Consider the following 19,245-nt stretch of genomic DNA (forward strand, 5'->3'; position numbering starts at 1 on the left):
TAAACACTACATTATGAAAAAAACGATTTTGGCCATAGCTATGGTTTTTACGGTTGCATTGGTAAATGCACAAACAAAAGAGGAGCTAGAAGCTCAAATTGCTGCTAAAAAAGATTCTATTGCAGCTTTAACGGGACCAATTCAAGGTCGTGTGGATACGCTTCAAGCTCAAATTGATGGTATGCCTGGGTGGAGAACGGGTGCTTTTGGTACTATTGGAGGTAGCTTGTCTAACTTTAACAACTGGTTTGCTCAAGGTACACCAAACAATAGTTCAGGTAATATAGGGATTACAGGAAATGCTTTCGCTAACTTAAAACAAGAGAAGTTTTTTTGGAACAATTCCTTAAACCTTAACCTTGGTTGGGTAAAATTAGACAATAAAGATATCGATACAGATTCAGAAGACTTTGAAGCACTTACAGATGTTTTTCAACTTACTTCTTTGTACGGTAGAAATATCAGTAAAAACTTTGCAATCTCAGCTTTAGGAGAATATAGAACTACTTTGTTAAACAATTTTAATGACCCTGGTTATTTGGATTTAGGTATTGGTGGTACCTGGACGCCAATAGAAAATTTAATAGTGGTAGTCCATCCTTTAAACTACAACTTTGTGTTTGCTGATAACGATGCGGTTTTTAATTCATCTTTAGGTGCTAAAATTGTTGCAGACTACACGCGCAAGATTGGTGCTATAGGTTTTAAATCTAACCTATCTGCTTTTGCAAGTTATGAAAGTAGTAATCTAAACAACTGGACCTGGACAAACAATTTCTCATATACGCTTTGGAAAGGCATCGGAGTAGGTTTTGATTTTGGATTACGTAACAATAAACAAGAAGCATTAAACTTTGCTCTTGCCCAAGATCCTGCAACTGCTACATCTTTTGATGATTTGGATAACGAGCTACAATCTTTTTATACTGTGGGTTTAAGTTATTCATTTTAGACAGAATAGAGATAATACATAAATCAAAAAAGCCCCAACATTTGTTGGGGCTTTTTAGTTAAGTAGGTATAAAAAATTGGGGCATTAAAATTTTTTAATGGTTGAATATAAGTGAAAGATTTGGGAACAACACTAATAATTCAACACTTCAAATCTACGTTCTATGAACTCGAATTAAAAAATATTGTTGTCAAGTAATTGGAAAACGTGGTCTAAAAAATGAAGTGTTTTAAATAATCGGTGAACTACTTCTTTTTGTAAGAATTTCGATTAGTACTCATCTAAATTTTCTGGATATAAAAAATTATTATAGGGAAAACGTGTAACGTGAATATCCCTAACTTCGTTATAAACACGTTTTCTAAATTCATCTAGATTCTCTTTGTTCAATGCCGAAATAAAAAGAGCCCTATCCCCAATCTTATTGTACCAAGTTTTTTTCCATTCATCCAATGTAAAATGGATACTGGTCTTTTCGGTTACCAAATCATCATCTTCTATAACTTCTGGAGTGTATTGGTCAATCTTATTGAAAACCATGATAGTTTTCTTATCAGCACTCTTGATTTCATCCAATATTTGGTTGACGGAAGCTATGTGTTCCTCAAAATTGGGATGCGATATATCTACCACATGTAATAATAAATCGGCCTCTCTAACTTCATCCAAAGTACTTTTAAAACTCTCAACCAATTGGGTTGGTAACTTTCTAATAAACCCTACGGTATCACTCAACAAAAAAGGGAGATTGCCTATAACTACTTTTCTTACTGTAGTGTCCAATGTAGCAAAGAGCTTATTTTCGGCAAACACATCACTTTTGCTAATAACGTTCATTAAGGTTGATTTGCCAACATTGGTATATCCAATAAGTGCCACTCTTACCAAAGACCCCCTGTTGCCGCGTTGGGTTTCCATTTGGCGGTCAATTTTGCTCAATTTCTTCTTTAGCAAAGAAATTCTGTCACGTACGATTCGCCTATCCGTTTCAATTTCGGTTTCTCCTGGACCACGCATTCCAATACCCCCTTTTTGTCGCTCTAAGTGGGTCCACAGCCCTGTTAATCTTGGTAGCAAATACTGGTATTGTGCCAATTCTACCTGGGTTCGTGCATAGCTTGTTTGCGCACGTTGGGCAAATATGTCCAAAATAAGACTGGTACGATCTATAATTTTACAACGTAAAAGCTTTTCAATATTTCGTTGCTGTGCTGGGGAAAGTTCATCATCAAAAATGACCGAGCCTATTTCGTTTTCTTTTACATAAGCCTGAACCTGTTCCATCTTACCGCTACCTATCAGTGTTTTTGGATTGGGGATATCCATCCGTTGTACAAAACGTTTTTTCACCTCACCCCCAGCGGTGAAAGTTAGAAACTCAAGCTCGTCCAAATACTCCGTAACTTTTTCTTGGTTTTGGGATTTATTGATTATCCCTATCAAAACAGCTTTTTCGTAGTCTATGGATTTCTTCTCTAACATAAATAAAATAAACAGTCTTGATTATTGAGTAAAGTGCAAAGCTAAGCAATGTTTGTAATAGCTTTTTCGTATTTTTCATTTCTTACCAAGCGAATTCAATACTAATGGCAAAAAAATTCTTTGTAAAAAGGACAGAGATTTCCAAAGATGGTTTTAGATATAGGGGTCTGGAAACCTCAAGACTTGAAAATTTAACTGATGCCATATTTGGCTTTGCTATAACCCTATTGGTGATTTCCTCACAAGTACCTAACACTTATATAGAACTGCAAGCCTCAATGTACAGCTTCATCGGTTTTATTTTCTGTATCATACTTTTATTGGGTATTTGGGACAACCACCATAATTTTTATCTCCATTATGGATTACAAGATAGAAAGACAAAAATTTTAAACTTCCTTTTTCTTTTTGTACTGCTGTTTTATGTCTATCCGCTAAAGTATTTGTTCTCTTTTCTGGGAACTTCAATTTATGCAAAAATAAAATTGTCTTTTGGAGATGATTCTGAGGCTTTACAGTTAGTTTTAAATGAGCTGAGGAATGCGAGTTTGAATGTTTCGCAATGGGCAGATTTAACTATACGGTTTGGTTTGGGTCTCTTTTTGATTTATACTTTTTTATTTGCGATGCACTTACATGCATTTAAAAAAAGAAAAGAACTTGAACTGTCTCCTCGTGAAACCTACATAACAAAAACCTTCATTCAGGCTTATGCGATATTGATGTGCATTGCCGTATTATCAATGTTGATCGTAGTTTTTTTTGGAGGTAAGTATGCAAGCATTTCTGGATTTACATATTTATTAGTACCGTTTGCCATACCATTTCACAGAAAGTATAGAACCAATAAGATGCGAAAATTGTTCGATACTTAAAATACAGATAAATAAGGAATAAGATATGTCCCATCCAAAAGAGCAGTATACCATTGCGTTCTACAACCTAGAAAACTTCTTTGATACCAAGAATGATAAAGGCACCTTGGATGATGATTTTACCCCGGACGGGTTTAAAAGATGGGATGACAGAAAGTTTGGGATAAAATCAAAAAAAATAGCTAAAGCTATTTCTCAAATAGGGACAGATGATTCAGACGACCCGCCTATACTAATAGGTATAGCAGAAGTTGAGAATAGTGATGTAATAGCTACGCTACTTAGAACAGGAGAATTAAAAGATAAAGATTACCATTATGTTCATTTTGATTCGCCAGATGAACGCGGTATAGACACCGCCTTGATTTATCATAAAGAGCATTTTAAAGTAATTGATGCTGAAACTATACCTTTATTAATCTCTAATGGAAATGGAGATAGGGATTTTACTAGGGATATTTTATACGTGCATGGTAAGTTAAATGAAGAAGAGATACATGTATTTGTTAACCATTGGCCGTCTAGGAGAGATGGAGCAGATGAGACATCATACAAAAGGATAGAAGCAGCAAATACAATTTTAAGAAAGCTAGAGGAATTGTCAACACATTCTGATGTTTCTAATTGTATTTTGATGGGAGATTTTAACGATGATCCCAATTCTGAAAGCATAAAGATTCTTATGGAATCAGGTAGATTTATTAATCCTATGCAAAAAATGCTTTCTCCAGTAAGTGGCAGTGCCAATTATAAAGGTGAATGGAGTCTATTTGACCAGATTATAATTTCGCACAGTTTTTTAAATTATGAGAAAGGCACCCATAGTTTTAAAAAAGCGGAAATCTATGCCCCAAATTTTTTAAAGGAATGGAAGGGAAAGTATAAAGGGAATCCATTTCGCACTTTTGCGGGTAAAAAATATCTAGGAGGATACAGTGATCATTTTCCAGTTTATATAGTCCTTAAAAATAATTTGTAGGAATTTTCACCACATTATTCGTATAGTTCACAACAACTGATAGTGAAAAAGTACGCATTTTGTCGAATTAATCATGTTTTTTGACGGTAAAAATGATGTTTGAAAATATATTTGTAGTCCAATTCTTACTTAATCTACAATTATGGACTATATTACATTCATCCCTACAAATAAGATTATAGTCTTCTTTTTTGCCCTAACATTTGGTTCATTTATCCTTTCTGCCCAATCAGAAAACCAAAAAAAAGTAATCGTTTCTGGCTATGACAATACTAAACTTAAGGTTTTGATTTTGAGTTTTGAAAAAGAATATAAAACTTCTAAAGCTAAAATAGCAAGAGTGGCTAGGTCAAGTAATTTTCAGGCAACTAATACATTGGATGATGGAAATATTACAGCATTAAATGATTTTGGAACGGATGGAACGCCCTTATTCTACTCAACATATAGTACAACTGGAAAAGTATCTAGAGCTAACACTCTACATAAAGATGGTCTTTTGGATTTAGGCCTGGACGGATTGGATATGGAGGTTGGTGTTTGGGATGCTGGTGTAGCATTGACAACACATCAAGAATTTGATGGTAGAGTAATCAATGCAGATACCAATGAGAATGAACTAGGTTCACATGCAACCATGGTTACTGGGGCAATTGTATCTTCAGGAGTAAAAGAAAAAGCAAAAGGGGTAGCTTATAAAGCTACCGCTTTAAGCCATGATTGGACAAGGGATAAAGTTGAAGTTGCTCAAGCGGCAGCAAATGGACTATTACTTTCCAATCACTCTTATGGAATAAAAAGTAATCGTGTGCCAGATTGGTATTTTGGCTCTTATATAAAGGTATCCCAAGACTGGGACAAAATTATGTACAATGCTCCTTATTACTTAATGGTTACCGCTGCAGGTAACTCTAGAAAAATGGATGATAACAGCACTCCTTGTTATGGTAAAACCAAGGATGGATTTGACTTGTTATTAGGGTTTAATACTTCAAAAAACGGTTTGGTGATTGCTGGAGCTGATGTAAAAATTAACAATGAAGGCGAACTAAAAGAAGCTTTAGTGTCCGACTATAGTAGTTTTGGACCTATTGATGATAGCCGAATTAAACCAGATTTAGCGGGTGATGGAACTTCAGTCTATACTACATACTCCCATAACAATCAAAGTTACAATAGCTCCATGGGCACTTCCATGGCGGCTCCAGGAGTAACAGGCTCTCTTTTATTGTTACAAGAGTTTCATGGAGAACTTTTTGGGTCATATATGAAAGCAGCGACATTAAAAGGACTTGCCTTGCATACTGCTGATGATGTCCAAGAACCTGGTCCTGATTATAAAATGGGCTGGGGCGTAATGAACGCAAAAAAAGCAGCTGAAGTTTTAAAAAACAGAGAATATGCAACCATTATCTCGGAAGAAACTCTAGAACACGGACAAACTTATAGCATTACCGTAAAAGCAAACAGAACAGAACCTTTAATGGCTTCAATCTCTTGGACAGATCCTGAAGGGAAACATATAAACAGTGGAGATTTAAACAACCCTACAGCTGCCTTGGTTAATGATTTGGATATTAGAATAACTAAGAATGGAGGCTCATATTTTCCATGGAAAATGAATGCTTCTACAGCAAGTATGAATGCGACCAAAGGAGATAATAATGTAGATCCTTTTGAAAGGGTTGATATTTATGATGCTGAAGGAGAGTATACCATTACAGTTAGGCACAAAGGAGCTTTGGAAAATGGGGCACAAGATTTTTCTTTGATAGTTTCTGGTATTGCACTAACAGAGTGTCAATTAATAGCTCCAACAAACATAGATTTGAATGAAGCTGACGAAAATAGCGCATCATTTTCATGGGGTGCAGTAGAAGAAACCTTGTATGAAGTGCAATTTAAAGAAGCTGCAAGCTCTAATTGGGAAACGGAGTTAACATGGAACAGTGCAATTACAATGTCTGATATACAGATGGGGAAAACCTATGAAGTACGTCTACGTTCTATTTGTTCTGAAAACATGAGTTCAGAATTTAGCGAAACAATAGAATTTGTATTTAATGGTACAAATACTAAAATTGAAGAAGTTCCTGCTACGATTTTTCGAGATGACTTAGCTATTGCGGTTTACCCAAATCCTGCGGTTTCTGAAATTGCCATTGCAGCAGAAGTTTCCAAAGATGCAACATATATGATTTCGTCCTCTTCAGGAAATGTTGTCAAGAGAGGGAAAGCTGTAGAAGCAATAAACGTTTCAACTTTAAAATCTGGACTTTATATTATCACAGTACAAGATTATTCAGGAGTAAAAAGCACCAAGTTTTTTAAAAGCTAAACATCTTCCACGATAAAAACGGCATTGTTGTTTAAGTCATAAAATCCAAATTCATGGGTCCCCCAAGGGGTATTTAAACGAAGTTTATCTTCTTTTACAGTACCTCTTCCTATGAATTCTTTAAAAATGGGTTGAATGTTTTTGACAAAAATCTTGATGACAGAACCACCTAACAAAGGATCTTCCTCTGTATCAGCATGCCATTGTAAGTGAATAAACAAATTCTCTCGTTTTAAACCGGCATACATATCATCTGCAAAAACAAGTTCAAAGCCAGTATAATTTTTATGCCATTCCACATCGCGCTTTATATTTTGAGATGAAAGAACAGGGGTCATATGAAGGAATTCAGTTTTCATACTTTTTTTATTTGGGTATCATTAAGTAATTCCTCTCCACGTAGCCGCAAGAACACTTGGGCAGTAGTCACCACATCCAATTCACAGTAAATTACTATTCTATCCAGATTATTTTCATTGTAATAAACGTCTCTTACCATACTCCCATCCATATCGTCTTTAGGTGAAGGAATCCCCAACACATTGGCCATTAATTTTAAAGAGGTAAAGTGTTTATAATCACCAAATTTCCATAGCTCCATAGTGTCCAAATGAGGAATTTCCCATGGTTTTTTTCCAAATAAATCCAATTTATAAGGAAGTTTAATTCCATTTATGAGCATTCTCCTAGCGATATAAGGAAAATCAAATTCTTTTCCATTATGTCCGCAAAGCAAATGTTTGGCTTGGTTAAAGTGTTCAGACAACAGATTTTTAAAATCATTTAGGAGTTTTATCTCATCGCCATGAAAAGAGGTAACCCTAAAATTTCTTTCTGCACCCTTATCCACAAAATAACCAACGGAGATACAAATAATCTTACCAAATTCCGCCCAAATTCCAGCTCTGTCATAAAACTCCTCTGGTGTGAACTCTTCTTTTCTTTGGTATTTGGATTTTTGTTCCCATAACAATCTTTTTTCTTCAGACAATTCTTTAAAACTGGAGCTTTCGGGAACAGTTTCAATATCTAAAAAAAGGATGTTCTCTAAATTTATTTTATAAAGCATAGGTATTAAAGTAGTAAAACACGCTGAAATTCAAATAAACTCTCACATTTAATTGCGTATCTAAATACATAGATAAAATAAGAACTATTTTGCTACGTTTTATAATTATCTATATTCTTTTTGATTTAAAGTGTTACTTACAACCACTTATAGATTAAACATTTTAAAGCCACTATCGATATGAAAACCCCAAATTCAAGCCGATTGTTGCTCAAAAACTTGAGCTACATTGCATTAGCCATCTGTATTTTTTTAGTTTCATGTTCTTCGGAGAGTAGTTCCTTTGAAGACACTAATGTTGTCGATGATTCTACTAATGAAGAAATTACATCATGTACTAACCCCGAAGACTTTATATTCAAAGAAAAGGAAGGGCTTATAGTTGTTGAATTTGAGAAAGCAGCGTTTTCTGGAGATTGGGAACAAAAAGATAACGAACCAGACTTTTCAGGACAGGGATTTATGGTATGGACTGGAGACCAAAACCTCCAAAACCCAGGAGAGGGTCTAACAATATTTAAAATTGAAATTGAAACCCCCGGCACCTATCAATTTTTATGGAATTCTGCTGTAACTATTGGTGATGAGGGAACAGAACATAATGATACATGGCTTCGTTTTAATGATGCGAATGATTTTTTTGGGCAAAAGAATAATAGTATTGTTTATCCTTCAGGTTCAGGAAAAACTCCAAACCCAAATGGAAGTAGTAAGGATGGTTGGTTTAAAATATATCGAAGTGGAAACAACTTGGGGTTTAAGTGGCAATCAAAGACGTCTGACAATGATGGTCATGATATTTTTGTAACATTTGATACTGCAGGAATCTACAATATGGAGGTGTCAGCCCGTTCCTCTGGACATGCAATTGATAAATTTATTCTTTTTACTGAAGATTACTCGTTAGCTCAAGCTACAGCAGAAACAGCATTAAGTGAAATAGAGTGTAATTAAAACAGGGTTTGCTGTTTTACGGGACTTTCATGCTCCAGCAACCATTTTTTACGATGAAGTCCACCTGCATAACCTGTTAAATCCCCGTTACTTCCAATGACCCGGTGGCAAGGAACAACAATCCATAAGGGGTTTTTACCGTTTGCTGCTGCTACTGCACGTATGGCTTTAACATCACCAAGCTTTTTGGAAAGTTCCAGATACGACATTGTCTTTCCATACGGAATTTTCAAAAGAGCATCCCAAACCCTTTTCTGAAAATCGGTTCCTTCTGGATTTAGTTTTAAATCAAACACCTTGCGGTTTCCTTCAAAATACTCTGTAAACTGGTAAACAGCGTCTTCCAAAACCTCTGGTGTAATATCTACAGGTTTTTCTCCATCAAAAACAGTAATGGATGCTAATCCATTTTCGTCACCTTGTAGCGCTGCATAACCAATAGGAGTTTGTAAATAGGCTGTTTCCATTACTCTACTTCATTAGAACCTTCTATAATACCTAGCCGTTTGGCACGAGACTCCCAATTCTTACGAGCTAAGACTTGAAGATCTTCTACATTATCACTCTCATCCATAATTTCAAGCCCCAGAAGCGTTTCAATAACGTCTTCCATGGTTACCAACCCACTTACCGATCCATATTCATCTACTACCAACGAAACATGTTCGTTTTTCTCCACAAATTTATCAAACAGCTCAGGAATTGGCTTAATTCTATTGGTGACCAAAATTTCACGTTTGATGGTCGACAAGGTTTCGTTGCCTTTTTTATTAATGATTGCTTCGAGTAGTTCATCTTTCAAGAAGAATCCAGTGATATTGTCCGCTCTATCTTTAAATACTGGGATTCTTGAAAATCGTAAAGGACGATTTGCCTCAAAAAACTGCTGAATAGTGGTGTCTTCGGATGCAATTTTCATAACCGTACGGGGAGTCATTACATCTTTGGCCTGTATCTCACTAAAAGTCAAAAGATTTCTAATTACTTTAGATTCGGATTCTTGAAACACTCCTTCTTCTTCAGCAATGTCTGTCATTGCAGTAAAATCTTCCCGACTCAGGATACTACCATGACCTCCTTTTTTACCTATCAACTTAGTGAACAGTTGTAAAACCCAAAGCAAACCTGTCCATTTCATAAAAAAGACCATTACTTTTAAGGCCTTTGCAGTAAAATTGGATAGTTGCTTCCAATACGTGGCGCCAATGGTCTTTGGGATTATTTCGGACGCTACCAATATTAAAATTGTCATAACAGTGGAAACAACACCGACCATTAAATCCTCGGTAAATTCGATTCCAAAAACGGAGCGCGTAGTAGTACCATATAATTCTACATAGGCAACTTTTGCTTGTACACCCACTAAAATTGCTCCGACGGTATGAGCAATTGTATTAAGGGTAAGGATTGCAATTAAGGGTTTGTCCACATCCTTTTTTAGATTTTCCAATTCGGAAGCATACGATTTACCCTCTTGTTTTTTTACGTTTAAAAATGTAGGAGTAATACTTAAAAGAACAGCTTCCAGAATAGAACATAGAAACGAAAAGAAAATCGAAATTAAAGCGTAAAAAATGAGTAAACCCATAATGATATCTAGAGTTGATACTAAAGTAATGATTCGTTATTAAACAAAGGTCTAAATTTATTTAATGACATTATAAAATAAATCTTGAAGCGCCACCCTTACATTAAGTTCATATAGATTTCTATGACCTCTATCTGGATAGACCCGGTTAGAAAGAAAAATAAATACCAATTGGTTTTCAGGGTCAGCCCACACAAAAGTCCCTGTAAATCCTGAATGTCCAAAGCTTTTAGGGCTTGCTTTTGGAGATGGATACGCTTGTGAAATCATTAGCGAATCATTTCCTAATAACGGTTTGTCAAAACCAAGACCCCTTCTATTTTCATTAGATTTATAATGTGCTTTTGTAAACTCTTTTACCGTTTTTTCAGATATATACCTTTTTCCATTGAGCTTTCCATAGTTTTGATACATCGCCATCATTTTGCTGAGGTCATCTGCGGTGCCAAAAAGACCTGCATTACCCGAAACGCCACCAAATAGTGAGGCGTTTTCATCATGAACGTAGCCTTTTACCAGGCTTTTTCGGAATAGCGTGTCAATTTCGGTCGGGACTATGGTATTTGCAAACTGTCTTTTCAATGGATTAAACCCAAGCGTATTGCAACCCATGGGGGCGTAAAATTCGTTTTGAAGGAATTCCTCATAGGGTTTCCCTGAAATATTGGAGATGATTTCTGGGAACAATAAAAAAGCTAAACCGGAATATTTATATTTTTTTTCATCTGATACTTTTGAGCGATTTATGATTCTATAAACCTTATTTCTAAACCTGTTTTTCACATAAATCCCATTGTAAGCCTGTTGGTTAAATCTTTTATTTGATGTCTTTTTTATGAAGCGGGTTTTAAACTTTTCGTTTTTCATTACTTTTTTTAAAAAGACGATATATGGAACCAAACCAGCCTGATGACTCAAAATTTCTCTTAAAGTTAGTTCTTGTTTATCCTTTTTCTTTTTCCAAGGATTCCAGTAGGTGCTAAAAGGAACATCAAGATTTATTTTTCCTTGGTCCACCAATTTCATTAAAGCGGGTAACGGACCAATAATTTTGGTAACAGATGCTAAATCGTAAATGTCTGTTTTTGCTACAGCTACTTTTTTCTGATACGTATGATGACCATAGGTTCTGTGAAAAACCACACTGTCTTTATGGGATACTAAAACTTGTGCTCCGGGGAAAGCTTCATTTTCAATGGCAAACGCCATTATAGAATCCACTTTTTTATTCAGCACGCTATCATTGAATATGTATTGCGACCAGCAATCTAGGCTGGTAAATAAACCAAAGAGGATAAATAGTCTAGTAAGTGTTTTCAATTAAATGGAATAGTTGTTCAACTATTCTAAGATACGTATAAAGTCTTAGGCAACCCTTCGACCATGTTCAGGGAGACAATTAGTAAGTAACTTATTATTCTTTGTGGTTATCCCATAAGTTTTACAGCGTCCTTAGCAAAATAGCTTGCTATAATATTTGCTCCAGCTCTTTTAATGGCTAAAAGTTGTTCCATCATCACGGCGTCATGGTCTAACCATCCTTTTTCAGTTGCAGCTTTTACCATGGCATATTCTCCTGAAACTTGGTACACTGCTACAGGAACATCAATCTCATTTTTTACCTCACGGACAATATCCAAATAACATAACCCAGGTTTTACCATAACAATATCTGCACCTTCATCGATATCTTGCTGCACTTCTTTTATGGCTTCAAACCTATTCGCAGAATCCATTTGATAGGTTTTTTTATCCTTTGGCACATTTTTAATATTAACTGGAGCAGAATCTAAAGCATCTCTAAATGGACCATAAAAAGCACTTGCATATTTAGCAGAATAACTCATGATTCCCGTATCCTGAAAACCTTCATCTTCCAAAGCTTCGCGGATGGTGAGGATACGACCGTCCATCATATCACTTGGTGCGACAAAATCTGCTCCGGCATTGGCATGGGAAACACTCATTTCTGCTAAAACCTCACTCGTCTCATCGTTTAAAATTCGACCTTCTGCGACAATACCATCGTGACCGTAAGAAGAAAAAGGATCAAGAGCAACGTCCGTCATAACCAGCATTTCTGGACATACATTTTTTATCGTTTTCACGGCGCGTTGCATTAAACCATCTGGATTTAGGGCTTCAGTACCTTTATTGTCTTTTAGTTTGTCATCTACTTTTACAAAAAGAAGCACAGCACATAGTCCTATTCCCCATAAATCCTTCACTTCTTTTTCCAAATTGTCAATACTTAAACGGAAATAGTTGGGCATAGACTCTATTTCTTCCTTAATGCCTTTTCCTTCTACCACAAAAAGTGGCACTAAGAAGTCATTTGGAGTAATGATTGTTTCTCTAACTAGATGGCGAATTGCTTCCGAAGTTCGTAATCTTCTATTTCGTATAAGTGGATACATAATTTAAATTTCTATTTCTCCGATTAGATATGGAACTGCTTTTCCAGCAATTTTTACGCGTTCACCTAAAAATTCACAAACCAAATCCCCACCTCTTTTAGAAAGTTGTTTTGCGGTCATTTCTGTTCTTCCAAAAACTTTGGACCAATAAGGAGTCATCGTCGTATGCGCGGAACCGGTCACTGGGTCTTCTGGAATTCCACATTGAGGAGCGAAAAATCGTGAAACAAAATCAACCTCGTCTCCTGGAGCGGAAACTATTACACCACGGCAGTCCAATTTGTCCAATAACCTAAAATCTGGTGTAATTTCTTCTATTTCTTGCTGTGAATTGTATATTAAAAGGTAATCTGTTTTGCCTTTTATAGTTCGTTCAGGTGTTAAACCTATAGCTTTATTGATTTCTGTACTTCCTTGAATTGCAACAATTTGGTCTGAAGGAAAATCCATTACCAAATAATTATCATTTGCTTTTTGGACTAGAAGCTCACCACTTCTTGGAGAATAAAAACGAATGGTATTTTCTAGATGACCATGATAGTTATAAAGGGCATACGCAGATGCCAAAGTTGCATGCCCGCAGAGGTCTACTTCGGTCTCAGGGGTAAACCAGCGCAATTCATATGTAGCGTTTTTTTGAACAATGAATGCAGTTTCTGCCAGATTGTTTTCCGCGGCAATTTTTTGCATCAATGTAGGGTCTAACCAATTATCAAGAATACAAACAGCTGCAGGATTACCACCAAAAACATGGTCAGTAAAAGCATCTATCTGAAAGATTTTTAATTTCATACACTAAAGCTAAGGATTAAACCCAATTTTTTGGGCTTTTTAGAATATTCACTAATTTTTCTTCCTCACTTTCTTTTTCAGGCTTGTAATCATATTTCCATTGTACATGGGGGGGTAAGCTCATTAAGATACTTTCTATGCGCCCATTGGTTCTTAAGCCAAATAAGGTGCCTTTGTCGTGTACCAGATTAAATTCTACATAGCGCCCTCTTCTAACTTCTTGCCAATCTCTCTGCTCTTTTGTGAAAGCTATTTCTTTACGCTTTGAAACAATTGGGATATAGCTCTCCAAAAAACTATCTCCTACCTCGGTAACAAAATTGTACCACGCTTCGATGCTAGTTTCATCTGTTGGTTTACAATAATCAAAGAACAATCCACCTATGCCTCTTGCTTCGTTGCGATGAGCGTTCCAAAAGTATTCATCACATTTCTTTTTATATCTACCGTAATATTCTGGATGGTGTTTATCACACGCAGCTTTGCAAACCGAATGAAAATGAATGGCATCCTCAACAAATAGATAATACGGGGTTAAATCTTGTCCACCACCAAACCACTGGTCCACAATTTTTCCAGATTTATCATACATTTCAAAATAGCGCCAATTTGCATGAACAGTTGGGACCATGGGGTTCTTAGGATGTAGTACCAAGCTTAAACCACATGCAAAGAAATCCGCATCCTTTACTCCAAAATAATTTTGCATGCTTTGGGGTAGCTCTCCATGAACAGCAGAAATATTAACACCGCCTTTTTCAAAAACTGCTCCATTTTCAATAACTCGTGTTCTTCCACCCCCACCTTCAGGCCTCTTCCAAATATCTTCTTTAAAAGTTGCTTTACCATCAATATTTTCTAGAGACTGGGTAATAGTGTCTTGGAGGCTTGAAATATAGTTGTAAAACTTATCTTTCATTTTTAATCTGTTAAGTGAACAAGTGTCAGTTGGTGATTTTTAAGAACAGAATGCTCAGTGATTTTTATAGAATTTTTAGTCATTTCGATAAAAAGATGGATGACTTCTTCTTGAGTATTTTCACTATGCGTTCTAAAGACTTCCCTACCAACTTTATTGTTATGAAAATCCATTTTTCTAGCTAAATCTCTATTTCTAAAGGCATTTTCATGCCAATCAGTGATATTTTTTGTCCATTTTAGAACTGTCTTGATATTTTTAGACCATTTGGTACATTTTTTAGCTATGATAAAATTCCAAAAAGCGTGTCTAAATGCATTTGCAGGTGTATTTTGATAATGTAACCTACCAAAATACTTGTTGGAAATAGAAAGGCATTCTTTTGTGGCGCTCATGGTTGGTAACACAAAGAAAGGACTCGTAATGCCTAGCTTAAATAGGTTCCAAAAGCTTTTTAGATTTATTCGCTGTATGATTCTAAAGAGATTCATTCTATTTTCTTATCACTATACAATTCATAAAGTTCCATATCAACAAATCCCACACCTGGTATTTCATGGACTTTTGGTAATGTTTTTTGCCAAGTGAAGTTATTTTTCTCTGCCACTTTTTTACTGGCAACATTGGTTTGATGTGCAATAATTTGTAGGGTGTCTAGATTTGCATCATCAAAAGACCACCTAACAATTTTGTCCACAATTTTGGTCATTAAACCCTTACCTGCATATTGATAGCCGATACAATAAGCCAACTCACCTTGTCCTTCTTTCTTTTTTAATTCTTTAACGTATATAAGACCAATAATAGCACGATTGGTATTTTCTTTGACAGTAAAGAGGAACTCTTCTTTTTCATTGAACTCTTTTACTTTTTTGGCAACAAAATGCCTAGATAAAGTTGGATTCAAATTTTCTTTCAATGTACCTGGAAAGAAGTCTTTGAATCTATCAGAATTTGAAACCATAAAATCGCATAAGCGCCAAGCATCTTTTTCATGAATGGGAGCAATATTATAGTTTTCAAAGTAAATATTCATAATACTATACGGTATATTCTTTCACAGCCTCTACAAAAGCACCCGCATTTTCTAAGGGAATATTTGGCAAAATACCATGTCCCAGATTCACTATGTATTGGTCTTTGCCAAATTGATCTATCATTTGCTTTACCATTTTTTTAATTTCTGATGGAGGGGATAGTAATCTAGAGGGGTCAAAATTACCTTGCAAGGTAATTTTTCCTCCACTAAGGTAGCGTGCATTCCTTGCAGAACATGTCCAATCCACACCAAGGGCAGCAGCGCCAGATTTTGCCATATCGTTAAGTGCAAACCAACACCCTTTTCCAAACACAATTACTGGGGCTTCATCTTTTAAAGCATCTACAATCTGTTGAATGTACCTAAATGAAAATTCTTGATAATCGGTGGGGGATAGCATCCCACCCCAAGAGTCAAAAACTTGAACAGCATTGACACCAGCCCTAACTTTTTCTTTTAAGTAAGCAATGGTGGTATCCGTAATCTTTTGAAGTAATTCGTGTGCTGCTTTTGGTTGTGTAAAGCAAAAACCTTTGGCCATATCAAAATTCTTACTGCCTTGGCCTTGTATGCAATAACAAAGAATGGTCCAAGGAGAACCAGCAAAACCTATTAATGGAATCTCATCGTTCAATTTTTCTTTGGTCATTTTAATGGCATCCATTACATAGCCCAAAGTATCTTGGATATCTGGTACAATAACCCCGTCCAAATCTTTTTCTTCTCGTATGGGGTTTGGTAGATAAGGACCAAAATTGGGTTTCATCTCCACATCAATATTCATTGCTTGGGGAATTACCAAAATATCACTAAAAAGAATTGCGGCATCCATACCATATCTTCTAATGGGTTGTACGGTAATTTCTGATGCTAGTTCTGGAGTCTGGCATCGGGTAAAGAAGTCGTATTTTTTCTTTATCTCCATAAATTCCGGAAGATATCTGCCAGCCTGGCGCATCATCCATACCGGAGGCCTATCTACGGTTTCTCCTTTTAAGGCTTTTAAGAATAAGTCGTTCTTAATCATGAATTTCTATGATGTTTAATTGCTTGTACCAACACATTTTCTACGGTTGGTTTGTTAGCAATGATTATTTGATCTGTATGTTTTTTGGCCTCGGCCGCAGTGGTTTCTCCAATACAAAAAGCAACGCTCTTACCTAGACCATTTTCTTTTATAAAACTCTCCACGCCGCTCGGACTAAAGAATAAAACCCTATTAAAATTACTTTGAAATACTTTGAAATTAAGAGAGGTATTGTATGTAATCGTTTCTTTGTACCGAATGTTATTTTTTAATAAAATTTGAGGTAGTTCAGGCCTTCTTAAGTTTCCGGAAAAAATTAAAAACGAGTGTTTTATATATTTTTTGGCAATAATCGTCCCTAGTTCTGATGAATTTTGGGCCATTTCAACAACTCTTAGGTGATTTTGCTCTAAAAGTATTCTTGTTTTTTCACCAACACAAAAGACCTCGTTTGCTGAAAAATCAATGGCATTATTTGCTTTTAGAAAAGCATTCACTCCATTTTGACTTGTAAATACGAAATAGTCATATCCGTTATCAATTTCAAATGGCAGAAACTCAATTTTTATGGCATCATATTCCACAAAACTGAGGTTTGCATTTAACAGCAATTCTTTTTGGGAAGGAGATAGTATTTTAGTGGATAGTATTGAGCTCATTTTTTATACTTTCCATCAATTTACGTCCGCCATTTTCTAGAATTTCATTGGCACAATTTTCTCCAAAGTTTGAAACATTTGATAAAGAACATTCTTTTTTAATCTCAATTTTTTGTTGTCCATCTAAGGAATGTAAGCAACCTTTAAAATATACTTTTTGGTCTTTTATGGTTCCAATGGCACCTATTGGTGCGGTACATCCTCCTTCTAGGGTTCTTAAAAAGTCACGTTCAATGGCGGTGCAGATATCACTTTCCATATGATTTAAAGCAGAAATTTGCCCAACCAATTCCTTGTTTTTTTCAAGAGCAACGATTAACATGGCCCCTTGGGCCGGCGCCGGAACCATCCAATCCAATTCCGTAGCATCCTTTGGGAGCAGTTTAATTCTTTCCAATCCAGCTTTAGCAAAAATTGCCCCGTTCCAACCGTTCTCAATGAGCTTTAACAAGCGTGTATTTACATTTCCGCGTAAATCAACTACGTTGTGTTTTGGATATTTGTGCAACCACTGTGCCTTTCGTCTTAGACTGCCGGTAGCTATGGTTCCATTTCCATTTAAAAAATCTGTTCCTAAATGTACCAGAACATCTTTGTTAGAAGCTCGTTCCATAACTGCTGCTTTTACAACTCCATTTGGCAATTTGGTAGGCACATCTTTCATGGAATGCACGGCAATGTCTATATCCCCGTTTAAAAGCGCCACATCCAACGTTTTAGTAAAAATACCCGTAATGCCTAATTCATAAAGCGGTTTGTCCAATACTAAATCACCAGTAGATTTTACAGGAACCAATTGTGTATTTAAACCCAAATCGTCCAATTTTTGCTGAACGGTTGTGGCCTGCCAAAGTGCTAATTCGCTATCGCGAGTGCCAATGCGAATTACTTTACTCATTTGGGATTTATTTCTAACTGAAACACTTTTTCAATCAAAGCAAGGCTATCATCCGTGTCCACTTCTGACTTTTTTAAGTGATTTGCAAACTGCTTCGTGATTTTTTGAATAATGCGTTCTGAAACTAATTCTGCTTGTTCTTGGTTAAAGTCGGTTAACTTTTTGGAATGAAAGTCCAATTCTTCCTCTTTCATCGTCATCAGCTTTTCTTTCAAAGCATTGATAACAGGAGCAAATTTTCTAGTCTCCAACCACTTTAAGAAATCGTTTTTGACCTCATCAATAATTGCATTTGCTTTAGGGATATATGCCTTTCTATTGGCCAAAGTTTCATCTGTAATCTGTGACAACTGATCTAAATGCACTAGAGTTATATTATCTAATTCTGATACATCATCATTTACATTTTTTGGCACCGAGAGGTCAAGAATAAGCAATGGTTTTTTAGAATGTACTATAGATTTAGAAACTGTTGGCAGCTGAGCTCCAGTGGCAACTATTAGAATATCTGACTTTCTAATTTCAGCTTGCAAATCACCATAATCCTTTACAATTAAATGAAATTTTCCAGCAACTGCCTCAGCCTTTTCCTTAGTTCGGTTAATTAAGGTGATATGGGAGTTGTCCGTGTGCTTTATTAAATTTTCACAGGTATTCCTTCCAATTTTTCCTGTTCCAAAAAGTAGAATATTCTTTTCGGAAATATTGGGAACCGTATTTAATATGTATTTTACAGATGCAAAAGCAACTGAAGTAGCCCCTGAAGAAAGCTCAGTTTCATTTTTAATTCGTTTACTGGCTTGTATTACAGAATTGCATAGTCGTTCTAGAAATGGATTGGACATTCTATGCTTTTTAGAACGGTAAAAGCTTTGCTTTATCTGGCTTATAATTTCAAAATCCCCTAGAATTTGACTGTCCAATCCAGTCCCAACTCTAAACAAATGCGTAAAAGCGTCATGGTTTTTATAAACATAAGCCACTTCTTGGAACTCTTCTACGGTACCAGAGGTATGCTTACAAAGTAATTGTATGAGCTGGAAAGGATGCTGTGCAAAACCAAAAAGCTCAGTTCTATTACAGGTGGAAATGGCCAGCAACCCCTCTATACCTTCTTTTTTGGCATCAAGGGTAATAGTATCTATTTTAGGCACATCTAAACTAAACTTGCCACGCACCTCGGCATCTGCTTTTTTGTAGCTTAAGCCAATAGCGTAAAAAGAACTGTGTTTGGAAAGATGGTAATTCTTCATTGTA

General features: G+C 35.9%; 20 protein-coding genes. 5 read left to right on the forward strand and 15 right to left on the reverse strand.

The genetic code is table 11. The features are described from left to right. Positions 1-13: 13 nt before the first annotated feature. Positions 14-952: a DUF3078 domain-containing protein gene (locus AACP56_RS07415; RefSeq protein ID WP_339335870.1), complete on the forward strand. Its 939-nt coding sequence runs from the start codon at positions 14-16 to the stop codon at positions 950-952. 270 nt (positions 953-1,222) lie between these two features. On the opposite strand, the gene hflX is transcribed toward AACP56_RS07415, so the two are convergent. Then, on the reverse strand, positions 1,223-2,434 hold the full coding sequence (gene hflX / locus AACP56_RS07420; protein WP_339335868.1) for a GTPase HflX: 1,212 nt from the start codon (positions 2,432-2,434) through the stop codon (positions 1,223-1,225). Between the two features lie 104 nt (positions 2,435-2,538). On the opposite strand from hflX, the gene AACP56_RS07425 reads away from it, so the two are divergent. The 3 genes from AACP56_RS07425 to AACP56_RS07435 all read left to right on the forward strand — a co-directional run bounded on the left by AACP56_RS07425 (position 2,539) and on the right by AACP56_RS07435 (position 6,626). Further along, the gene (locus AACP56_RS07425) at positions 2,539-3,309 is read left to right on the forward strand and encodes a TMEM175 family protein (RefSeq protein ID WP_339335866.1); all 771 of its coding nucleotides are present in this window, start codon (positions 2,539-2,541) and stop codon (positions 3,307-3,309) included. 25 nt (positions 3,310-3,334) lie between these two features. Next, positions 3,335-4,288: an endonuclease/exonuclease/phosphatase family protein gene (locus AACP56_RS07430; RefSeq protein ID WP_339335864.1), complete on the forward strand. Its 954-nt coding sequence runs from the start codon at positions 3,335-3,337 to the stop codon at positions 4,286-4,288. A gap of 142 nt (positions 4,289-4,430) precedes the next feature. Beyond that, a complete protein-coding gene (locus tag AACP56_RS07435; RefSeq protein ID WP_339335862.1) occupies positions 4,431-6,626 on the forward strand; it encodes a S8 family serine peptidase in 2,196 nt (731 codons plus the stop codon). On the opposite strand, the gene AACP56_RS07440 is transcribed toward AACP56_RS07435, so the two are convergent. Further along, on the reverse strand, positions 6,623-6,985 hold the full coding sequence (locus tag AACP56_RS07440) for a glyoxalase/bleomycin resistance/extradiol dioxygenase family protein (RefSeq protein ID WP_339335860.1): 363 nt from the start codon (positions 6,983-6,985) through the stop codon (positions 6,623-6,625). The two genes, AACP56_RS07435 and AACP56_RS07440, sit on opposite strands and share 4 nt — an antisense overlap. Further along, entirely contained in the window at positions 6,982-7,695 is a 714-nt protein-coding gene (locus AACP56_RS07445) for a 3'-5' exonuclease (RefSeq protein ID WP_339335858.1), read from the reverse strand. The genes AACP56_RS07440 and AACP56_RS07445 overlap by 4 nt, the downstream gene beginning before the upstream one ends. A 180-nt stretch (positions 7,696-7,875) precedes the next feature. Here AACP56_RS07445 and AACP56_RS07450 point away from each other — a divergent pair, with 180 nt between their 5' ends. Beyond that, the gene (locus AACP56_RS07450) at positions 7,876-8,649 is read left to right on the forward strand and encodes a hypothetical protein (RefSeq protein WP_339335856.1); all 774 of its coding nucleotides are present in this window, start codon (positions 7,876-7,878) and stop codon (positions 8,647-8,649) included. Here AACP56_RS07450 and AACP56_RS07455 read toward each other — a convergent pair. From AACP56_RS07455 to hemA, 12 genes are all read right to left on the reverse strand, one after another. Continuing rightward, a complete protein-coding gene (locus AACP56_RS07455) occupies positions 8,646-9,116 on the reverse strand; it encodes a methylated-DNA--[protein]-cysteine S-methyltransferase (RefSeq protein ID WP_339335854.1) in 471 nt (156 codons plus the stop codon). The two genes, AACP56_RS07450 and AACP56_RS07455, sit on opposite strands and share 4 nt — an antisense overlap. Further along, positions 9,116-10,237: a hemolysin family protein gene (locus AACP56_RS07460; protein ID WP_339335852.1), complete on the reverse strand. Its 1,122-nt coding sequence runs from the start codon at positions 10,235-10,237 to the stop codon at positions 9,116-9,118. Before AACP56_RS07460 ends, AACP56_RS07455 begins: the two co-directional genes overlap by 1 nt. 57 nt (positions 10,238-10,294) lie before the next feature. Continuing rightward, on the reverse strand, positions 10,295-11,557 hold the full coding sequence (locus AACP56_RS07465) for a serine hydrolase domain-containing protein (RefSeq protein WP_339335850.1): 1,263 nt from the start codon (positions 11,555-11,557) through the stop codon (positions 10,295-10,297). 107 nt (positions 11,558-11,664) lie between these two features. Continuing rightward, on the reverse strand, positions 11,665-12,654 hold the full coding sequence (hemB, locus tag AACP56_RS07470; protein WP_339335848.1) for a porphobilinogen synthase: 990 nt from the start codon (positions 12,652-12,654) through the stop codon (positions 11,665-11,667). A gap of 3 nt (positions 12,655-12,657) precedes the next feature. Further along, a complete protein-coding gene (locus tag AACP56_RS07475; RefSeq protein ID WP_339335846.1) occupies positions 12,658-13,446 on the reverse strand; it encodes a PhzF family phenazine biosynthesis protein in 789 nt (262 codons plus the stop codon). 16 nt (positions 13,447-13,462) lie between these two features. After that, positions 13,463-14,365, reverse strand: a complete 903-nt coding sequence (hemF, locus tag AACP56_RS07480) for an oxygen-dependent coproporphyrinogen oxidase (protein ID WP_339335844.1) — start codon at positions 14,363-14,365, stop codon at positions 13,463-13,465. 2 nt (positions 14,366-14,367) lie between these two features. Then, positions 14,368-14,856, reverse strand: a complete 489-nt coding sequence (locus tag AACP56_RS07485; RefSeq protein WP_445227698.1) for a DUF6973 domain-containing protein — start codon at positions 14,854-14,856, stop codon at positions 14,368-14,370. Then, positions 14,853-15,401, reverse strand: coding sequence for a GNAT family N-acetyltransferase (locus AACP56_RS07490; RefSeq protein ID WP_339335840.1), 549 nt, complete (start codon positions 15,399-15,401; stop codon positions 14,853-14,855). The genes AACP56_RS07485 and AACP56_RS07490 overlap by 4 nt, the downstream gene beginning before the upstream one ends. 4 nt (positions 15,402-15,405) lie before the next feature. After that, on the reverse strand, positions 15,406-16,431 hold the full coding sequence (gene hemE / locus AACP56_RS07495; protein WP_339335838.1) for a uroporphyrinogen decarboxylase: 1,026 nt from the start codon (positions 16,429-16,431) through the stop codon (positions 15,406-15,408). Beyond that, positions 16,428-17,090 (reverse strand): uroporphyrinogen-III synthase, encoded by a 663-nt coding sequence (locus AACP56_RS07500; RefSeq protein WP_339335836.1) that lies wholly within the window; start codon positions 17,088-17,090, stop codon positions 16,428-16,430. The genes hemE and AACP56_RS07500 overlap by 4 nt, the downstream gene beginning before the upstream one ends. After that, a complete protein-coding gene (gene hemC / locus AACP56_RS07505; RefSeq protein WP_339335834.1) occupies positions 17,068-17,988 on the reverse strand; it encodes a hydroxymethylbilane synthase in 921 nt (306 codons plus the stop codon). Before hemC ends, AACP56_RS07500 begins: the two co-directional genes overlap by 23 nt. Continuing rightward, positions 17,985-19,241, reverse strand: coding sequence for a glutamyl-tRNA reductase (gene hemA, locus AACP56_RS07510; protein ID WP_339335832.1), 1,257 nt, complete (start codon positions 19,239-19,241; stop codon positions 17,985-17,987). Before hemA ends, hemC begins: the two co-directional genes overlap by 4 nt. Positions 19,242-19,245 lie beyond the last annotated feature (4 nt).

Origin of the sequence: Croceitalea sp. MTPC6, from assembly GCF_036985525.1 — a bacterium.
Classification (GTDB): Bacteria; Bacteroidota; Bacteroidia; order Flavobacteriales; family Flavobacteriaceae; genus Croceitalea.